Origin of the sequence: Anaeromyxobacter sp. SG66 (genome assembly GCF_022690805.1) — a bacterium.
Taxonomy (GTDB): domain Bacteria; phylum Myxococcota; class Myxococcia; order Myxococcales; family Anaeromyxobacteraceae; genus Anaeromyxobacter; species Anaeromyxobacter soli.
Genome location: NZ_JALCZC010000093.1, coordinates 1 through 16,382 on the forward strand (window position 1 = coordinate 1; position 16,382 = coordinate 16,382).

At 73.3% G+C, this 16,382-nt stretch carries 9 protein-coding genes; 7 read left to right on the top strand and 2 right to left on the bottom strand.

The genetic code is table 11. The features are described from left to right. Window positions 1-455: 455 nt before the first annotated feature. On the bottom strand, window positions 456-6,953 hold the full coding sequence (locus MNZ39_RS19045; RefSeq protein WP_242340667.1) for a hypothetical protein: 6,498 nt from the start codon (window positions 6,951-6,953) through the stop codon (window positions 456-458). 389 nt (window positions 6,954-7,342) lie between these two features. On the opposite strand from MNZ39_RS19045, the gene MNZ39_RS19050 reads away from it, so the two are divergent. Genes MNZ39_RS19050 through MNZ39_RS19080 form a run of 7 tightly spaced genes read left to right on the top strand, consistent with a single transcriptional unit; the run spans window position 7,343 to window position 16,193 of the window. Then, window positions 7,343-8,503 carry a TRAP transporter substrate-binding protein gene (locus tag MNZ39_RS19050; RefSeq protein WP_242340668.1) on the top strand — a complete coding sequence of 387 codons (1,161 nt, stop codon included), beginning with the start codon at window positions 7,343-7,345 and terminating at the stop codon, window positions 8,501-8,503. A 9-nt stretch (window positions 8,504-8,512) separates the two neighbouring features. Then, a complete protein-coding gene (locus MNZ39_RS19055; protein WP_242340669.1) occupies window positions 8,513-9,145 on the top strand; it encodes a TRAP transporter small permease subunit in 633 nt (210 codons plus the stop codon). Next, entirely contained in the window at window positions 9,142-11,103 is a 1,962-nt protein-coding gene (locus MNZ39_RS19060; protein ID WP_242340670.1) for a TRAP transporter large permease subunit, read from the top strand. The genes MNZ39_RS19055 and MNZ39_RS19060 overlap by 4 nt, the downstream gene beginning before the upstream one ends. Beyond that, window positions 11,100-12,596, top strand: coding sequence for an FAD-linked oxidase C-terminal domain-containing protein (locus MNZ39_RS19065; protein WP_242340671.1), 1,497 nt, complete (start codon window positions 11,100-11,102; stop codon window positions 12,594-12,596). Before MNZ39_RS19060 ends, MNZ39_RS19065 begins: the two co-directional genes overlap by 4 nt. Continuing rightward, the gene (locus MNZ39_RS19070; RefSeq protein WP_242340672.1) at window positions 12,593-13,807 is read left to right on the top strand and encodes an FAD-binding oxidoreductase; all 1,215 of its coding nucleotides are present in this window, start codon (window positions 12,593-12,595) and stop codon (window positions 13,805-13,807) included. Before MNZ39_RS19065 ends, MNZ39_RS19070 begins: the two co-directional genes overlap by 4 nt. Continuing rightward, window positions 13,807-15,222, top strand: a complete 1,416-nt coding sequence (locus MNZ39_RS19075; protein WP_242340673.1) for a (Fe-S)-binding protein — start codon at window positions 13,807-13,809, stop codon at window positions 15,220-15,222. Before MNZ39_RS19070 ends, MNZ39_RS19075 begins: the two co-directional genes overlap by 1 nt. Window positions 15,223-15,251: 29 nt before the next feature. Continuing rightward, entirely contained in the window at window positions 15,252-16,193 is a 942-nt protein-coding gene (locus tag MNZ39_RS19080; RefSeq protein WP_242340674.1) for a DUF6328 family protein, read from the top strand. Between the two features lie 6 nt (window positions 16,194-16,199). Here MNZ39_RS19080 and MNZ39_RS19085 read toward each other — a convergent pair. After that, window positions 16,200-16,382 (bottom strand): hypothetical protein (locus tag MNZ39_RS19085; RefSeq protein ID WP_242340675.1); only part of this gene is annotated, 183 nt, incomplete at its 5' end.

The window sequence follows — 16,382 nt, forward strand, 5'->3', positions numbered from 1 at the left end:
TCCCCTCTTCGTCCTGGCAGACTCAGAGGATCAGAGGCGCTTGCGCGCTTCAACTTTCAAACTGCCTCGTATCGCAGACGATCGATCTCACTCGCCATTTGTCGCGCGATCGTGGGGATACTTCAGGCCGAGCTCACAACCTGCTTCACGCTGAGAAAACCTTTGGGCGCGAACACATGGACCGCTTTCGCCGCGATGCGGGCGGCGGGCCGACATCGCTCTCGCGCACCGACGTGGCGCCTCTGCGTCCCGTCATGCAGCTGGGGATGTGGGCGTCGTGACGCTACGGCGGCCCGGAGTTAGCCGAACATCAAACCGGAGGTCCGGTTCGCATGCCCGCGCGGCGAGAGCGACGCTCGCCGCTCGCGTGCTCCCGGCCTCCGAACCCCTACGCCCCACTTCCGCCGGTGATGCTCACCGCTTCGCTCGCCCGTTCGCGAAGCTTGATCGGCCGTTTACGGCGAGAACGTCGAGGTCAGCGTCGTCGCGTCGCTCCCCACGTTGGAGGAGCGGTTGGGCGCGGTGTCGAACTGCTCGGCGGTGCGCGCGAAGGCGGTGATCTCGACGTAGTACGTCCTGTTCGCGACGAGGAGGCCGGCCGGGAGCGTGATGGAGCGGCCGGCGACGGCCCACGTCGCGACGACGCGCGTGGCGCTCGCCGTACCGCTCGCGTAGAGCTCACGGAGCGTGACGCCGTAGCTCGAGGGGGTGCCCACCAGCGGGGCGGACCACCCGATCGTCGGCGTCGCGCCGACGGCGCCGAGGGTGCCGAGCGCGTCGAGCCCGTTCACGAGCGGCGCCTGGACGGGGCCGACCGCGGGGACGATGGGCGAGGGAGGCGCGGGCAGCATGGGCTCGCGCCGGGACACCGTCGCGAGCGCGTCGAGCGAGGTGGCCGCGCCGGGGGCGGTGTAGCTCACGCGCGCCGTGAACGAGGCCACCCGCGACTCCGACCAGAGCGCCGGGTCCAGGTACCGGCCGTAGACGATGGGCGGCGTGAGCGCCGTGAGATCCACGTCGGCGGTGGCGGCGGGCTGGACGAGGCGGAACAGCTCGAGCACGCCGCCGGCGGCGACCGGGGCGGGGCTCGCGAGGGCGTAGGGGTGCGTGCGGACCAGGAGCGCGTGCGGGTTCGCGGCAGGCTGGGCGCCCGGGCCCATGGACGCGAGCAGCGCCTCGAACTGGCTCGTGCGCCAGTCGATCGTGAGCGTCCCCGTCTGTGTGGTCGTGCCGAGCGGCGCGGTGAGGCTCGCGGCGACGCCGTTCGTCAGGTCGGCGCCGAAGGTCGTCGCGCCGTAGCGGGTCATGGCCTGGTAGGCGAATGCGCGGATCCCGCTCGTCACCGTGGACGTCGCGAGCTGGTGCACCCACACGGCGTCCGTCGCGCCGACGAGGTTCAGGGCTCGCCCGATCGAGCTCGAAGACCAGTCCTCCACGACGCTCCCGCCGACCTCGCCGGCGACGAGCTCCGTGCCGGAGATCGGCGCGTCCCAGACGTCGACGTCGGGCGCGGCGAGCTGCACCTCGTCGCTGTCGATCCAGCCGGAGAGCCCGGACACGGTGAGGGTCACGGGGGTCGGGGCGCTCGCGGCGGTGGCCTCGCGGCCGAGCACGTCGTAGCCGAGGTCGAAGGAGGTGGCCGACGTCTCGTAGAAGTGCGTGACGCCGGCGCCGTCCGTGAACGCGAGGGTGTAGGCGCCGGGGGGCACGCCCGAGATGGAGAACGAGCCCGACGGCGAGAACGAGCCGGGGTAGCGGGTGCCGTCCGGCCCGATGGCCTCGACCTGCGCGGTGAGCGAGACCACGTCGGGCGCGACCGTCGTGGTCTGGCACGGGGAGGCGACCGAGCAGCCGGCGCCGGTGGTCCAGCGCGTCACGAGCCGCGTGCCGGTGACGACGCGGAGGCACGCTCCCGCCTTGCAGACGAGATCCGTCCCGCAGGCGGCGCCCTCGTTCGTCGCGACCGTGCCGTTCTCGCAGGTCTGGCTGCCCGTCGCGCACGAGGTGACGCCGGCGACGCAGACGTTCGAGTTGGTGGTGCACGCCGCGCCCGCGACGCACGCCACGCAGCTCCCTGCGCTGCACACCTTGTCGGTGCCGCAGGAGGTGCCGTTCGCCTTCACGGTGCTCGTGTCGGCGCAGGTCAGGGCCCCCGTCGCGCAGGACTCGGTGCCGTCGACGCAGGGGTTCGGGTTCGTGGAGCACGCGCCGCCGGCGGCGCAGGCGACGCAGGCGCCCGCGTTGCAGACCTGGTTCGTGCCGCAGCTCGTGCCGTTCGCGAGGTTCGTCGTGCTGTTCTCGCAGGTCTGGCTGCCGGTCGAGCACGACGTCGTGCCCGCGACGCACGAGTTCGTGTTGGTCGAGCAGGCCGCGCCGGCGGTGCACGCGGTGCAGGTGCCGCCGCTGCACACCTGGTTCGTCCCGCAGGTCGTGCCGTTCGCGAGCTGCGTGGGGGTCGCGACGCAGGTCTGGGTGCCGGTCGAGCAGGAGGTCTGCGACACGACGCAGGCGCCCGCGGGCGTGCAGTCGGTGCCGGCGACGCAGGAGCTGCACACGCCGCCGTTGCAGACGAGGTTCGTGCCGCAGGTCGTCCCGTTCGACTTCGGCGTCGCGGTGTCCACGCAGCTCTGGGTACCGGTCGAGCAGGAGGTCGTGCCGTCGACGCAAGGGTTCGGGTTCGTGGTGCAGGGCAGGTTCGCGGTGCAGGTCGAGCAGACACCGCCGTTGCACACCTCGTTCACGCCGCAGGTCGTGCCGTTCGCGAGGACGGTCGCGCTGTCGACGCAGGACTCGGTGCCGGTGGTGCAGGAGGTCGTGCCGGCCCGGCACCTGTCGGGGTTCGTCGCGCAGGCCTGGTTCGCCGTGCACGCGGTGCAGGCGCCGCCGTTGCAGACGAGGTTCGTGCCGCAGAGCGTGCCGTTCGGCTCGGCGGTGGCCGTGTTCACGCAGGTGGACGTCCCGGTGGAGCAGGAGGTCGTGCCGGTGAGGCACGGGTCCGGGTTCGTCGTGCAGGCGACGCCCGCGGTGCAGGGCGAGCAGACGCCCGCGCTGCAGAAGAGGTTCGTGCCGCAGCTCGTCCCGTTCGCGAGGACCGTCGTCGAGTCCACGCAGGTGGACGTCCCGGTGGAGCAGGAGGTCGTGCCGGCGAGGCAGGCGTTCGGGTTCCCGGAGCAGGAGAGCCCCGCGGTGCACGCGGAGCACACGCCGCCGCTGCAGACCTGGTTCGCGCCGCAGACGAGGCCGTTCGCCTTCGGCTTCGTCGGATCGTCCAGGCAGGCCTGCGTGCCGGTCGAGCAGGACGTGGTCCCGCCGAGGCACGGGCTCGGGTTCGTCGTGCAGTCGAGGCCCGCGGTGCAGGTGCCGCACACGCCGCCCGAGCAGACCATGTTCGTCCCGCAGCTCGTGCCGTCCGTCTTCGGCGTCGAGTCGACGCAGGTCGAGGTCCCCGTCGAGCAGGAGGTGACGCCCGTTAGGCACAAGGCGCCGGGGTTCGAGGTGCAGGCGGTGCCGGCGGTGCAGGCGGTGCAGGCGCCGGCGTTGCAGACGAGGTTCGTCCCGCACGAGGTGCCGTTCGCGATCGGCGTGGTGGTGTTCTCACAGGTCTGCTGGCCCGTCGCACACGAGGTGACGCCGGTGACGCAGGGGTTCGAGTTCGTCGAGCAGGCGCTGCCGGCCGTGCAGGCGTTGCACGTTCCGTTCAGGCAGACCTCGGGCACGCTCGTGTTCACGTCGCAGGTCGTGCCGTTCGGGGCCGCCTGGGCCGGCGAGGTGTCCACGCACGTCTGCGCGCCGCTCAGGCAGGAGGTCACGCCGAGGATGCAAGGCGTCGGGTTCGTGCTGCAGGAGAGGCCGGCCGTGCAGGAGGCGCACACGCCGCCGTTGCAGACCTGGTCCGTGCCGCAGATGGTGCCGTTCGGCTTGGCCGTCGAGTCGAGGCAGGTCTCGCTGCCGGTGGAGCAGGAGGTGATGCCCGTGAGGCACGCGGAGCTCGGGTTGTAGTTGCAGGCCGCGTTGGCCGTGCAGGCGCTGCACGCCCCGCCGTTGCAGACCAGGTTCGAGCCGCACGTGGTGCCGTTCGTCTTCGCGGCGCCGTCGATGCAGGTCTGCGTGCCGGTGGAGCACGAGGTGACGCCGTCGTGGCAGGCCGGGTCCGGGTTGGTGGTGCAGGCGAGGCTCGCCGTGCAGGCCGAGCACACGCCGGCGCTGCACACGAGGTTCGTGCCGCAAGTGGTGCCGTTCGCCTTCGCCGCTCCGTCGACGCACGCCGAGGCGCCGGTGGCGCAGGAGGTGACGCCGTCGTGGCAGGCGGGATCCGGGTTCCCGACGCAGGCGGTGCCGGCGGTGCAGGCGGAGCACGCCCCGCCGTTGCAGACCAGGTTCGTGCCGCAGGTCGTGCCGTTCGCCTTCGCCGCGCCGTCGACGCAGGCCTGCGTGCCCGTGCTGCACGAGAAGACGCCGTCGTGGCAGGCCGCGTCCGGGTTCGACGAGCACGCGCCCCCGGCCGCGCAGGCCACGCAGCTGCCCCCGTTGCAGACGAGATCCGTGCCGCAGATCGTCCCGTTCGTCTTGGGCGTCGAGTCGACGCAGGTCTCCGTGCCGGTCGAGCAGGACGTCACGCCCGTGAGGCACGCCGCGCTCGGGTTCGCCGTGCAGGCGAGGCCCGCGGTGCAGGCGCTGCACGTCCCGTTGAAGCAGACCTCCGGGACGCTCGGGTTCACGTCGCAGGTCGTGCCGTTCGCGATGATCGTCGTCGTGTCGATGCACCGCTCGCTGCCGGTCGAGCAGTCGGTCACGCCTGCGACGCACTTGTTGGGGTTCGTCGTGCAGGCGTTGCCCGCGGTGCAGGCGGTGCACGTCCCCCCGTTACAGACCTGGTTCGTGCCGCAGGCGGTGCCGGGCGGCAGGTTGGTGGCGGTGTTCTCGCAGGTCTGCGCGCCCGTCGAGCACGAGGTCGTGCCAGCGACGCAGGGGTTCGCGTTGGTCGAGCAGGCCAGGCTCGCCGTGCAGGCGATGCAGGTGCCGCTGCCGTTGCACACCTGGTTCGTGCCGCAGGTCGTGCCCGCGGCGATGCTCGTCGCCGTGTTCTCGCAGGTCTGCTGCCCGGTGGCGCAGGAGAACGCGCCGGTGACGCAGGGGTTCGCGTTCGTCGTGCAGGCGCCGCCCGCCGTGCAGGCGGTGCACGCGCCGCTGAAGCAGACCTGATCCGTGCCGCAGGTCGTGCCGTTCGCGATCGTCGTGGTGGTGTCGACGCAGACCTCCTGGCCGGTGGCGCAGGAGGTCGTGCCGGCGACGCACTTGTTGGGGTTCGTCGCGCAGGCCGTGCCGGCCGTGCAGGCGACGCACGCGGAGTTGTAGCAGACCTGGTTCGTCCCGCAGGTCGTCCCGTTGGCGATCGCGGTCGCCGTGTCGACGCAGACCTCCTGGCCGGTGGCGCAGGAGGTCGTGCCGGCGACGCACTTGTTGGGGTTCGTCGCGCATGCCGTGCCGGCCGTGCAGGCCACGCACGTGGAGTTGAAGCAGACCTGGTTCGTCCCGCAGGTCGTCCCGTTGGCGATCGCGGTCGTCGTGTCGACGCAGACCTCCTGGCCGGTGGCGCAGGAGGTCGTGCCGGCGACGCACTTGTTCGGGTTCGTCGCGCAGACCACGCCCGCGGTGCAGGCGACGCAGGAGCCCTGGTAGCAGACCTCCGGGGCGGTCGGATTCACGTCGCACGTCGTGCCGTTCGCGACGAGCGCGAGGGTGTCCGTGCAGACCTCGAACCCCGTGTCACAGGTGATCCGGCCCACGTGGCAGGGGTTGGTCGGCGTGCAGGCCGAGTCGAGCCGGCAGACGTTGCAGACGCCGTCGCCGCAGACCTCGTAAGGCGCGGTCGGATTGACGTCGCAGACCGTGCCGTTCGTGACGTTGCCGTTCTCGATGCACTGGGGGAGGCCCGCGTCGCAGCTGATCGCGGCGGTCTTGCAGGGGTTCGCGGTCTGGCAGGTCTCCCCGGCGTAGCAGCGCTGGAAGTGCCAGTCGGCGTCGATGGTGCCCTGGCTGCCGCAGTCGATGCGGTACCGCCCGCGCACCTCGTCGGTCTGGATGAGGGGCGTCTCGAGGTACGACCGCCCGCACTGGAGATAGTTGATCCCGAAGCTGTCGAAGACGACGTACGAGAAGCCCGGCACCTGGCTGCCGGTGCCCGTCGTGCACGCGGTGTCCCAGACGGCGCTCGCGCCCCAGCGGAAGCTCGCGGGGCTCGAGAGGATCTCCGTGATGTTCGGCCCGACGTCCTGCGTCGCGGTCGTCGGGCTGCAGGTGGCGCCCGGGATGGTGATGGGCGAGTCGGCGGTGATCCGGCCGGTCTGCAGGTAGTAGCTCGCGCTCGCGCTGCCGTCCTCGAAGTGGAGCCGCGAGATGCCGTGGGCGGTGACGCCGTCGCGGGTGGACGTGATGTTGTAGACGCCGGAGAGATCGCGCGTCGAGGGGGCGGGGACGACCGCCCAGTCGCTGAAGTGCGTGGTGGTGGCGACGAGGGTGTGCGCGACCGGGTCGCGGCGGACGCCGGGGACCTTGACCCAGTAGCCCGACGCGTCCTGCGTCGCGATGCCGAGGTCGAACACCGAGACGTCGGGATCGACCTTGAAGATGAGCGCCACGGGGGCGGAGAACTTCGTGCCCTCGGGGCCGAGCCGGTAGGCCGTCCCCGTGCCGTGCGGCGCGTGGTTCGTGATCTCGGTGATGGTGATGTCGAGCGGGGACCCGATCGCGCCCGCCGGGACCGCCACGACGAGGCCGCCGCCCCGCGCGGTCACGCTGCCCCCGACCGTGCCCACCGAGCCGCCGGTGCCCTCGCTCGTCGGCGTTCCGGGCGTGGTGGGGGAGGGAGGTGAGGCGACCTCGGTGGTGCCGCACGCCGCCGAGAAGAGCAGCGCGGCTGCGATCGCCCGGGCGTGGAAGCGGGTGCGGAGCATGCGGCCGGAAGCTATCACGCCACTCCTTCGCGGGGGCGGACGCCAGGGCGTCGGCCCCACCGTTTGCGCGGCAAAACGCCGCGCGCCGCGCGCTCCGGCTGAGGGCCTCCGGAACCCGCGAACGCCCGCACTCCCGCTCAACGATGGACGCGCCGAGGTTCTTCCGCTCGGGCCTAGGTCGGGGCGCCCGGTGGTGTCGATGACCTGACGCACCGTGTCGTCGGCAAGCCGTGGATGTGCGCTCGCCGTCACATCCGGAGCCGGCCGCGCCGCGGCACGGAATCCGTTCAGCACGCCCCGCCGATGCCTTGCCGCCCGCTCGACGCGCTTCCAACGAAGTCCTCTGCAGCAGCCCACCTACCCCGGCTCACGGCAGAAGGAGCGCAGGCATGAAGAAGAACGCGAAGGGCTCGGCGCCCGAGGCGAAGGTGCAGCGTACGCGGCGTGACTTCCTCCGGAGGGCGGCGCTCGGCGCGGCCGGAGCGGCGGTCGCGGCCGGCCCGACCATCCACGTCGCGCAGGCTCCGACCACGCTGCGGTTCCAGAGCACGTGGCCGACGAAGGACATCTTCCACGAGTACGCCCTCGACTTCGCGAAGAAGGTGAACGAGATGTCGGGAGGCCGCCTCAAGATCGAGGTGCTGCCCGCGGGCGCCGTGGTGAAGGCGTTCGACCTGCTCGACGCCGTCGGGAAGGGCACGCTCGACGGCGGCCACGGCGTCGTCGCCTACTGGTACGGGAAGAACACCGCCCTCGCGCTGTGGGGCTCGGGCCCGGCGTTCGGGATGGATCCGAACATGCTGCTCGCCTGGCACTACTACGGCGGCGGCAAGGACCTCATGGAGGAGGTCTACAAGTCCCTGAACCTCGACGTCGTCTCCATGCTGTACGGGCCGATGCCCACGCAGCCGCTCGGCTGGTTCAAGAAGCCGGTCGCCAAGGTCGACGACATGAAGGGGCTGAAGTTCCGGACGGTCGGCCTCTCCATCGACATCTTCACCGGGCTGGGCGCGGCGGTGAACGCGCTGCCCGGCGCCGAGATCGTGCCCGCGATGGACCGCGGCCTGCTCGACGCGGCCGAGTTCAACAACGCCTCGTCGGACCGGGCGCTCGGGTTCCCCGACGTCTCCAAGATCTGCATGCTCCAGAGCTTCCACCAGTGCTCGGAGCAGTTCGAGGTCCTGTTCAACGGCGCCAAGTACAAGGCGCTCCCGCAGGACCTCCGCAACATCGTCTCCTACGCCGTCCAGGCCGCCTCGGCGGACATGTCGTGGAAGGCGATCGACCGCTACTCCGCGGACTACCTGGAGATGCAGCAGAAGCAGGCCGTGAAGTTCTACAAGACGCCCGACGCGGTCCTGAAGCGGCAGCTCGAGATCTGGAACGAGGTGATGGACAAGCGCGCCGCCGAGAACCCGATGTTCAAGAAGGTGCTCGAGTCGCAGCGCAAGTTCGCGCAGCGCGCCGCCCGCTGGCAGGCCGACACCAACGTCGACTTCCGCATGGCCTACAACCACTTCTTCGGCAAGCAGGCCGCGAAGAAGGGCTAGGGCGCCCTCATGCAGCGGCTCCTCCTCACGGTCGACAAGCTCTCCACCCGGGTCGGCCAGCTCTTCGCCTGGCTCATCGTCGCGCTCACGGGGCTCATCACCTGGGAGGTGCTCTCGCGGAAGCTCCTCGACGCTCCGCACGCCTGGGCGTTCGACGCGCAGATCATGGGGTACGGCGTCCTCTTCATGATGGCGGGCGCGTACACCCTGGCGAAGCGGGGCCACGTGCGGGGCGACGTGCTCTACGGCTTCTTCCCCGTGCGCCTGCAGGCGACCATCGACCTCGTCCTCTACCTCGCGTTCTTCCTGCCGGGCGCGGTCGCGATGGTGTGGGCGGGCTGGGACTACGCGCGGGAGTCCTGGCTCATCCGCGAGCACTCGACCATCACGGTCGACGGCCCGCCCCTCTATCCGTTCAAGGCCTTCATCCCGGTCGCGGGGGCGCTCCTCCTGCTCCAGGGCCTCGTCGAGATCGCCCGCTGCGTCGTCGCGCTCCGGGACGGGGCGTGGCCGCAGCGCCAGGAGGACGTAGAGGAGGTGGACGTCGAGAAGCTGAAGGAGATGGTCCACGTGAAGGACGAGGACCTCGCCGCGCTCGACGAGGTGGTGGCCCGCAAGGAGCACGAGGAGGTGCGCCCGTGAGGAAGGAGCTCGTCTTCGGCCTCACGCTCATGGGGCTCCTCGTCCTCGCGACGGTCGTGGTGATGCCGCCGCCGTCGCAGTGGACGCAGGGCCACCTCGGGCTGCTCATGCTCTCGCTCGTGGTGGTCGCCATCATGCTGGGCTTCCCCACCGCCTTCACGCTCATGGGGATGGGCGTCCTCTTCGCGTGGCTCGCCTACCGCTGGACGAACCCCGACCTCGCGGTCCAGCAGACGCTCGACCTCATGGTCCAGCGCACCTACGCGACGATGACGAACGACGTCCTCATCGCGGTGCCGCTCTTCGTCTTCATGGGCTACATGGTCGAGCGGGCGAACCTCATCGAGAAGCTCTTCAAGAGCCTGCACCTCGCGATGTCGTTCATCCCCGGCTCGCTCGCCGTCGCGACGCTCGCCACCTGCGCGCTCTTCTCCACCGCCACCGGGATCGTCGGCGCGGTGGTCACGCTCATGGGCCTGCTCGCGTTCCCCGCGATGCTCCGCTCCGGCTACGACATCAAGCTCTCCGCGGGGGCGATCACGGCCGGCGGCTGCCTCGGCATCCTCATCCCGCCGTCGGTGATGCTCATCCTCTATGGAGCCACGGCGGGGGTGTCGGTGGTGCAGCTCTACGCCGGCGCGTTCTTCCCCGGCCTCATGCTCGCCGGGCTCTACATCGCGTACGTCGTCGTGATGGCGAAGCTCAAGCCTTCCCTCGCGCCCATGCCGCCCGAGTCCGAGCGGAGCGTGCCGCTCACGGCGAGCGCGCGCGCGATCGCGGGGGGCGAGCACCGGCGCGCGCTGCCCGGCCTCGTCGCCGCGCTCCTGCGCCCCGCGCCCGGCGGCCCGCGGCGGCGCTGGGTCGCCGGCCAGCTCGCCGTCTCCGCGCTGCCCGCGCTGCTCGCCGCGCTCGGGTTCCTCGTCGTCCACCAGGCCGTGACGCGGGAGATCGTCATCGACACCGGCGGGCTGCGCGAGATCGCCGAGACCGGCGGCGGCGCCGACGCGTTCGTGTACGAGGGCGTGGCGGAGCCGCCGGGCGAGGCCGAGGTGGCCGCGGCGCCGGGCGTGGTGGAGCCGCCGCTGGCGGAGCCCGTCCCCGGGACGCTCGCCGAGCCTCCGGGCGCGGAGGCGCCGGGGTCGGCGCTCGAGGCGGCCGCGGAGCGCGCGGAGGGCGCCCGCGTGGCGGAGGGCCCAGGGCGCAAGCCGGTGCCCCTCGCGTTCTGGATCGCGCTCGCGGCGGCCCTCGTGGTGCTCGTGCTGCACTACGCCATCTTCACGTTCGAGCGGCTCGAGATCCTGAAGATGCTGCTCACCTCGTTCTTCCCGCTCACGGCGCTCATCCTCGCCGTGCTCGGGTCGATCATCTTCGGGTGGGCGACGCCGACCGAGGCGGCGGCCCTCGGCGCCGCCGGCGCCATGCTCCTCACCGCCGCCTACCGCCAGTTCCGCTGGAGCGTGATCAAGGAGTCGGTGTTCCTGACCGCGAAGACGACCGCCATGGTCTGCTGGCTGTTCGTCGGCTCGTCGATCTTCTCGGCGGCCTTCGCGCTCCTCGGCGGGCAGCAGATCATCGAGCACTGGGTGCTCGGGCTGAACCTCTCGCCCGTGCAGTTCATGCTGCTCGCCCAGGTCATCATCTTCCTCCTGGGTTGGCCCCTGGAATGGACGGAGATCATCGTCATCTTCATGCCGATCTTCATCCCGCTCCTCGGCCACTTCGAGATCGACCCGCTGTTCTTCGGCCTGCTCGTGGCGCTGAACCTCCAGACCGCGTTCCTGTCGCCGCCCGTCGCGATGGCCGCCTTCTACCTGAAGGGGGTCGCGCCCAAGCACGTGACCCTGAACCAGATCTTCGCGGGCATGATGCCGTTCATGGCGATCCAGGTCCTCGCGGTCCTGCTGCTCTACCTCTTCCCCGCGATCGGCCTCTGGCTCCCGGAGGTGCTCTACCGGTGACCGCTCGGAGCGCAGCAGGGGAGGCGGCCCAGCGGGGAGGCGCCGGCGCGCGGGCCGTCGCCCAGAAGCTCGCGGCGATCGTCGGGCCCCGGAACGTGGTCGTCGATCCCGCGGAGCTGCTCGTCTACGAGTGCGACGGCCTGACCCACGGCCGCGTCCGCCCGGACCTCGTCGTCCTCCCCGGCTCGACCGAGGAGGTCGCAGCCGTCGTCCGCGTGGCGCGCGACGCGAGCGTGCCGCTCGTGCCGCGGGGCGCGGGGACCGGCCTGTCCGGCGGCGCGCGCCCGGTGCCGGGCTGCGCGGTCCTCTCGCTCTCGCGCATGCGGCGGATCCTGGAGCTGGACCTCGAGAACGGCTGGGCGCGGGTCGAGCCCGGCGTCATCAACCTCGACGTCACGCGCGCGGTGGCCGGCGCCGGCTTCTACTACGCGCCCGATCCCTCGTCGCAGAGCGTCTGCTCGATCGGCGGCAACGTCGCCGAGAACTCCGGCGGCGCGCACTGCCTCAAGTACGGCTTCACGACGAACCACGTGCTCGCCGCCCGCGTCGTCCTCTCCGACGGCGCCGTCGTCGACCTGGGCGGTCCGGCGCCGGACGCGCCCGGCTACGACCTGCTCGCCGCGCTGGTCGGGAGCGAGGGGATGCTCGGCGTGGTCACCGAGGTCACCGTCCGGCTCCTGCGCAAGCCCGAGACCACGCGGACCTTCTTCGCGACCTTCCCCTCCACCGACGAGGCGGGCGCCGCGGTCTCCGGCATCATCGCGGCGGGCATCCTGCCCGCGGCGATCGAGATGATGGACCGGCTCGCGATCGTGGCGGCCAAGGCCGCGACGGGCCTCGACTGGCCGGACGTGGGCGCGGCGCTGCTCATGGACGCGGACGGCCCCCGCGCCGAGGTCGAGCACGTCTCGGCGCGCGCCATCGAGATCGCGCGCGCGGCGGGCGCGCTCGAGATCCGCGTGCCGCGCGACGAGGCGGAGCGGCAGCTCATGTGGAAGGGGCGAAAGTCGGCGTTCGCGGCCGTGGGCCGGATCAGCCCGAGCTACCTCGTCGAGGACGGAGTCATCCCGCGCTCGGAGATCGCGCGGGTGCTGCGCGACATCGGGCGCCTCGCCGAGGAGGCGGGGCTGCGGGTGGCGAACGTCTTCCACGCCGGGGACGGGAACCTCCACCCGCTCGTGCTCTACGACGCGCGCGTGCCGGGCGAGGAGGAGCGCGCGGCCCGGCTCGGCGGCGAGATCCTGCGCCTGTGCATCCGCTACGGCGGCTCGATCACCGGCGAGCACGGCGTCGGCGCGGAGAAGGCCGCGTACATGGCGGAGCAGTTCGGGCCGGACGATCTCGACACGATGCAGCGCGTCCGCTGCGCCTTCGACGGCGCCGCGCTCATGAACCCGGGCAAGGTCTTCCCGACGCCGCGCCTCTGCGGCGAGAAGCCCGGCCCCTACCGCCCCCACCCCGCCGAGGTGGCCGGGCTCGCGGAGCGCTGGTGAGCGCGGTGCGCGCGGCGGCGGACGGAGACGCCGTCCTGGGCCTCACCCCGCGGGTGGCGCTCGAGCCCGGCTCCCTCGACGAGGCGGCCGACGCGATGCGTGCGCTCGCCCGCGACCGCGCCGCGGTGACGTTCATCGGGGGCGGCACGGACCTCGAGCTCGGGGAGCCGCCCGCGCGGCTCGACGCCGTGCTCCACACGCGCCGGCTCGACCGCGTGAAGGAGCACGCCCCCGCCGACCAGATCGTCGCCGTCGAGGCGGGGCTGACGATCGCCGCGCTCCAGCGCCACCTCGCGCCGCACGGGCAGCGCCTCGCGCTCGATCCCCCGCACCCGGAGCGTGCGACGGTGGGGGGCGTCGTGGCGGCGAACGCCTTCGGCCCCCGCCGGACGCGCTTCGGCACGGTGCGCGATCTCGTGGTCGGCGTGACCCTCGTCCGGGCGGACGGCGTCGTCGCGCGCGGCGGCGGCAAGGTCGTGAAGAACGTGGCGGGGTTCGATCTCCCGCGGCTCCTCTGCGGCTCGCTCGGCTCGCTCGCCCTCGTCGCGGAGGTGGTCTTCCGGCTCCACCCGCTGCCCGAGGCGTCGGCCACGGTGGCCGTCCCGGGCCTCACGCCCGCGGAGGTCCGCGCCCTCGCGCGCGCCGCGCTCGACGCGCGCCTCGATCCGGTGGCGATGGCGGCGCTCCAGGAGGGCGACCGGTTCCGGCTCGCCATCCGCTTCGAGGGGTTCGGTCCGGGCGTGCGGGAGCAGGCCGAGCGGCTCCTCGCGCTCGACCCCCGGTGCGAGGCGCTCGCGGGCGCCGACGAGGCGGCGCTCTGGGCGCGGCACGACGCGCTCCGCCTCGCCGGGGACGTGCGGGCGAAGGCCGCCTTCCCGCCCGCGTCGCTCGAGGGCGCGGTGCGGGCGCTCGAGCCCCTCGCGGCGACGCTCACCGCGGGGGCCCTCGTGCTCCACCCCGCGCTCGGGATCGCGTTCGTCGCGGGAGCGCTCTCGCGCGCCGAGGCGACCGGGAGCGCGGTGGCCGCGGCCCGCGTGGCGCTCCGGCCCGGGAACGGCTCGCTCGTGCTCGCCGCGGCGCCGGCCGCGCTGCGCGCCGTCGCGGACCCGTGGGGCGATCCGCCGCCCGCCGTCGAGGTGATGCGCAGGCTGAAGCGTGAGCTCGATCCGGACGGGCGGCTCGCGCCCGGGCGGCTCGCGGGGGGGATCTGATGCCGACGGCCGACGACGCCCGCATCGCCACCCAGCGGACGGCCGCCCGCGACGCGCGCGGCGTGCCCGCCGAGGACCGCGGCACGAGCCGCAGCGGCGGCGCGCCGGAGCGGGTGCGGAACCCGGCGGACGACTGCGTCCACTGCGGCTTCTGCCTGCCGGTCTGCCCCACGTGGCAGAGCTGGCAGGAGGAGATGGACTCGCCGCGCGGGCGCATCGACCTCTTCCAGGCGCTCGAGGATGGCCGCGTCGCGATGTCGCCCGTCGTCGCAGAGCACTTCGACCGCTGCCTGGGCTGCATGGCCTGCATGACCGCGTGCCCCTCGGGCGTGCGCTACGACCACGTCATCGAGGCGGCGCGCTTCCGGGTGGAGCGCGAGCTCAGGCGCGCGCCGGCGGACCGCCTGCACCGCGCCGGCGTGTTCGCGCTGTTCCCGCGGCCCGGGCGGCTGCGCGGCGCGGCGCTCCTCCTGTGGGCGTGGCGCGCGAGCGGGTTGCAGCGGCTCGCGCGCCGGCTCGGGCTCCTGCGCTTCTCGCGGCGGCTCGCCGCGCTCGACGCCCTCGCGCCCGTCGTGCCGCTGCGCGACCTCCTCGCCCGCCTGCCCGAGCGGACGCCCGCCCGCGGCGCGCGGCGGCTGCGCGCCGGCCTCGTCACCGGCTGCGTCCAGCGGGTCTTCTTCCCGGGCGTGAACGCGGCCACCGTCCGCGTGCTCGCCGCGGAGGGCGTGGACGTCGTGGCGCCGCGCCGGCAGGGCTGCTGCGGCGCGCTCTCGCTGCACGTCGGGCGCGAGGCCGAGGCGCGGCGGCTCACTCGCCGGCTCATCGAGCGGTTCGAGCGCGAGGCGATCGACGTCGTCGTCGTGAACGCGGCCGGCTGCGGCTCGCACCTCAAGGACGTGGGCGCGCTGTTCGAGGGCGATCCCTTCGAGCCCCGGGCGCGCGCGTTCGCGGCGCGCGTGAAGGACGTGACCGAGCTCCTCGCCGCGCTCCCGCCGCGGGCCCGCCGCGCCGCCCTCCGCGCGCGCGTCGCCTACCACTCGCCCTGCCACCTCGGGCACGCGCAGCGCGTGAACGAGCCGCCCCGGGCGCTGCTCCGCACCATCCCCGAGCTCGAGCTCGTCGAGGTCCCCGACGGCGAGCAGTGCTGCGGCTCCGCGGGCGTCTACAACCTCGTGGAGCCGGAGGCCGCAGTCGAGATCGGCCGGCGCAAGGCGGAGGCGGTGCTCTCCACGCGCGCGACGCTGCTCGCGAGCGCGAACCCCGGCTGCTCGCTCCACATCCGCCGCATGCTGGCGGAGCGTGGCGCGGAGCTCCCAGCCGCCCACCCCATCGAGCTCCTCGACCGCGCCATCCGGGCCGCCGAGGAGGCCGACTCCGGACGGCCGGGCGCCTCGCCGCCTCCCCGCACCTTGTAGCGCCGGGCGGCGCGCCGCAGCGTTCGGAGGTGGCGGAGCTCTCGAGCAAGGTCCAGAACGCGCTCGACGAGGCGCGGATCCTGGTCCTCGGGCTCCAGGTGCTCATCGGGTTCGACCTCCGGGCGTTCTTCGAGCCGGGCTTCGAGGAGCTGCCCGGGTGGGCGAGGGCCTCGAAGCTCGCGACGCTCGTCACGCTGCTCCTCGCGCTCGCGCTCGTGGTGCTGCCCTCGCCGTGGCACCGCCTCGTGGAGGCCGGCGAGGACACCGAGGGGATCCACCGCCTGACGATGCGGGCGGTGTCGCTCGCGCTCCTGCCGTTCGCGCTGGGGCTCTCCGGGGACGTGGCGATCGGGCTCCAGCCGGTCGCCGGCGCGCTCGGCGCGGTGCTCGCGGGCGCCGCGGTGGCGCTCGTCGCCGTGGGGACCTGGTACGCCGCGACGGGCGTCGCGCGCAGGAGACGCCCGCCACGGGAGGAGGGCACGGAGGTGAGCGACTCGAGCGTCGAGAAGAAGATCCGGCACGTGCTCACCGAGGCGCGCATGGTGCTCCCCGGCGCGCAGGCGCTGCTCGGGTTCCAGCTCGCGGTGATGATGACGCGGGCGTTCCGGGAGCTGCCGCGCGAGGCGCAATGGGCGCACGTCGGCGCGGTGGGGTTCGGGGTCCTCACCATCGTCCTGCTCGTCGCGCCCGCCGCCTGGCACCGCATCGTCGAGCGCGGGGAGGAGACGGAGGCGTTCCATCGCGTGGCGACGCGCTTCGTCGTCGCGGCGATCCTGCCGCTCGCGGTCGCCCTCGCCGTCGACCTCGGCGTCGTGACCGTCCGGCTCGTACCCGGCTCGCAGGGCCTTCCCGTCGCGGTCGCCGGGGCGACGTTCGCGCTCCTCGCCGGGACCTGGTTCGCGCTGCCGCTCGCGGCGCGCGCGCTGCGCCGGGGCCGGCCGCGTGCGGCCCCGCAGGTCTCGGACCGGTGAAGGAAGTCAGCGCCGCGTCGCCTCGAGCTCCCGGATGGCGCGGCGCGCGAGGTCTCCCGCGCCGCAGCGCGGGCCGACCTCGCGCATGACCCGCGCGAGCGCGCCGTCGGGCTCGGGGAGGGCCGGCTCCGCGGCGGCGATCGCGCGCAGCGGCTCGAGCCCGGCGAGCGCGCCGGAGTCGCCGAGGGC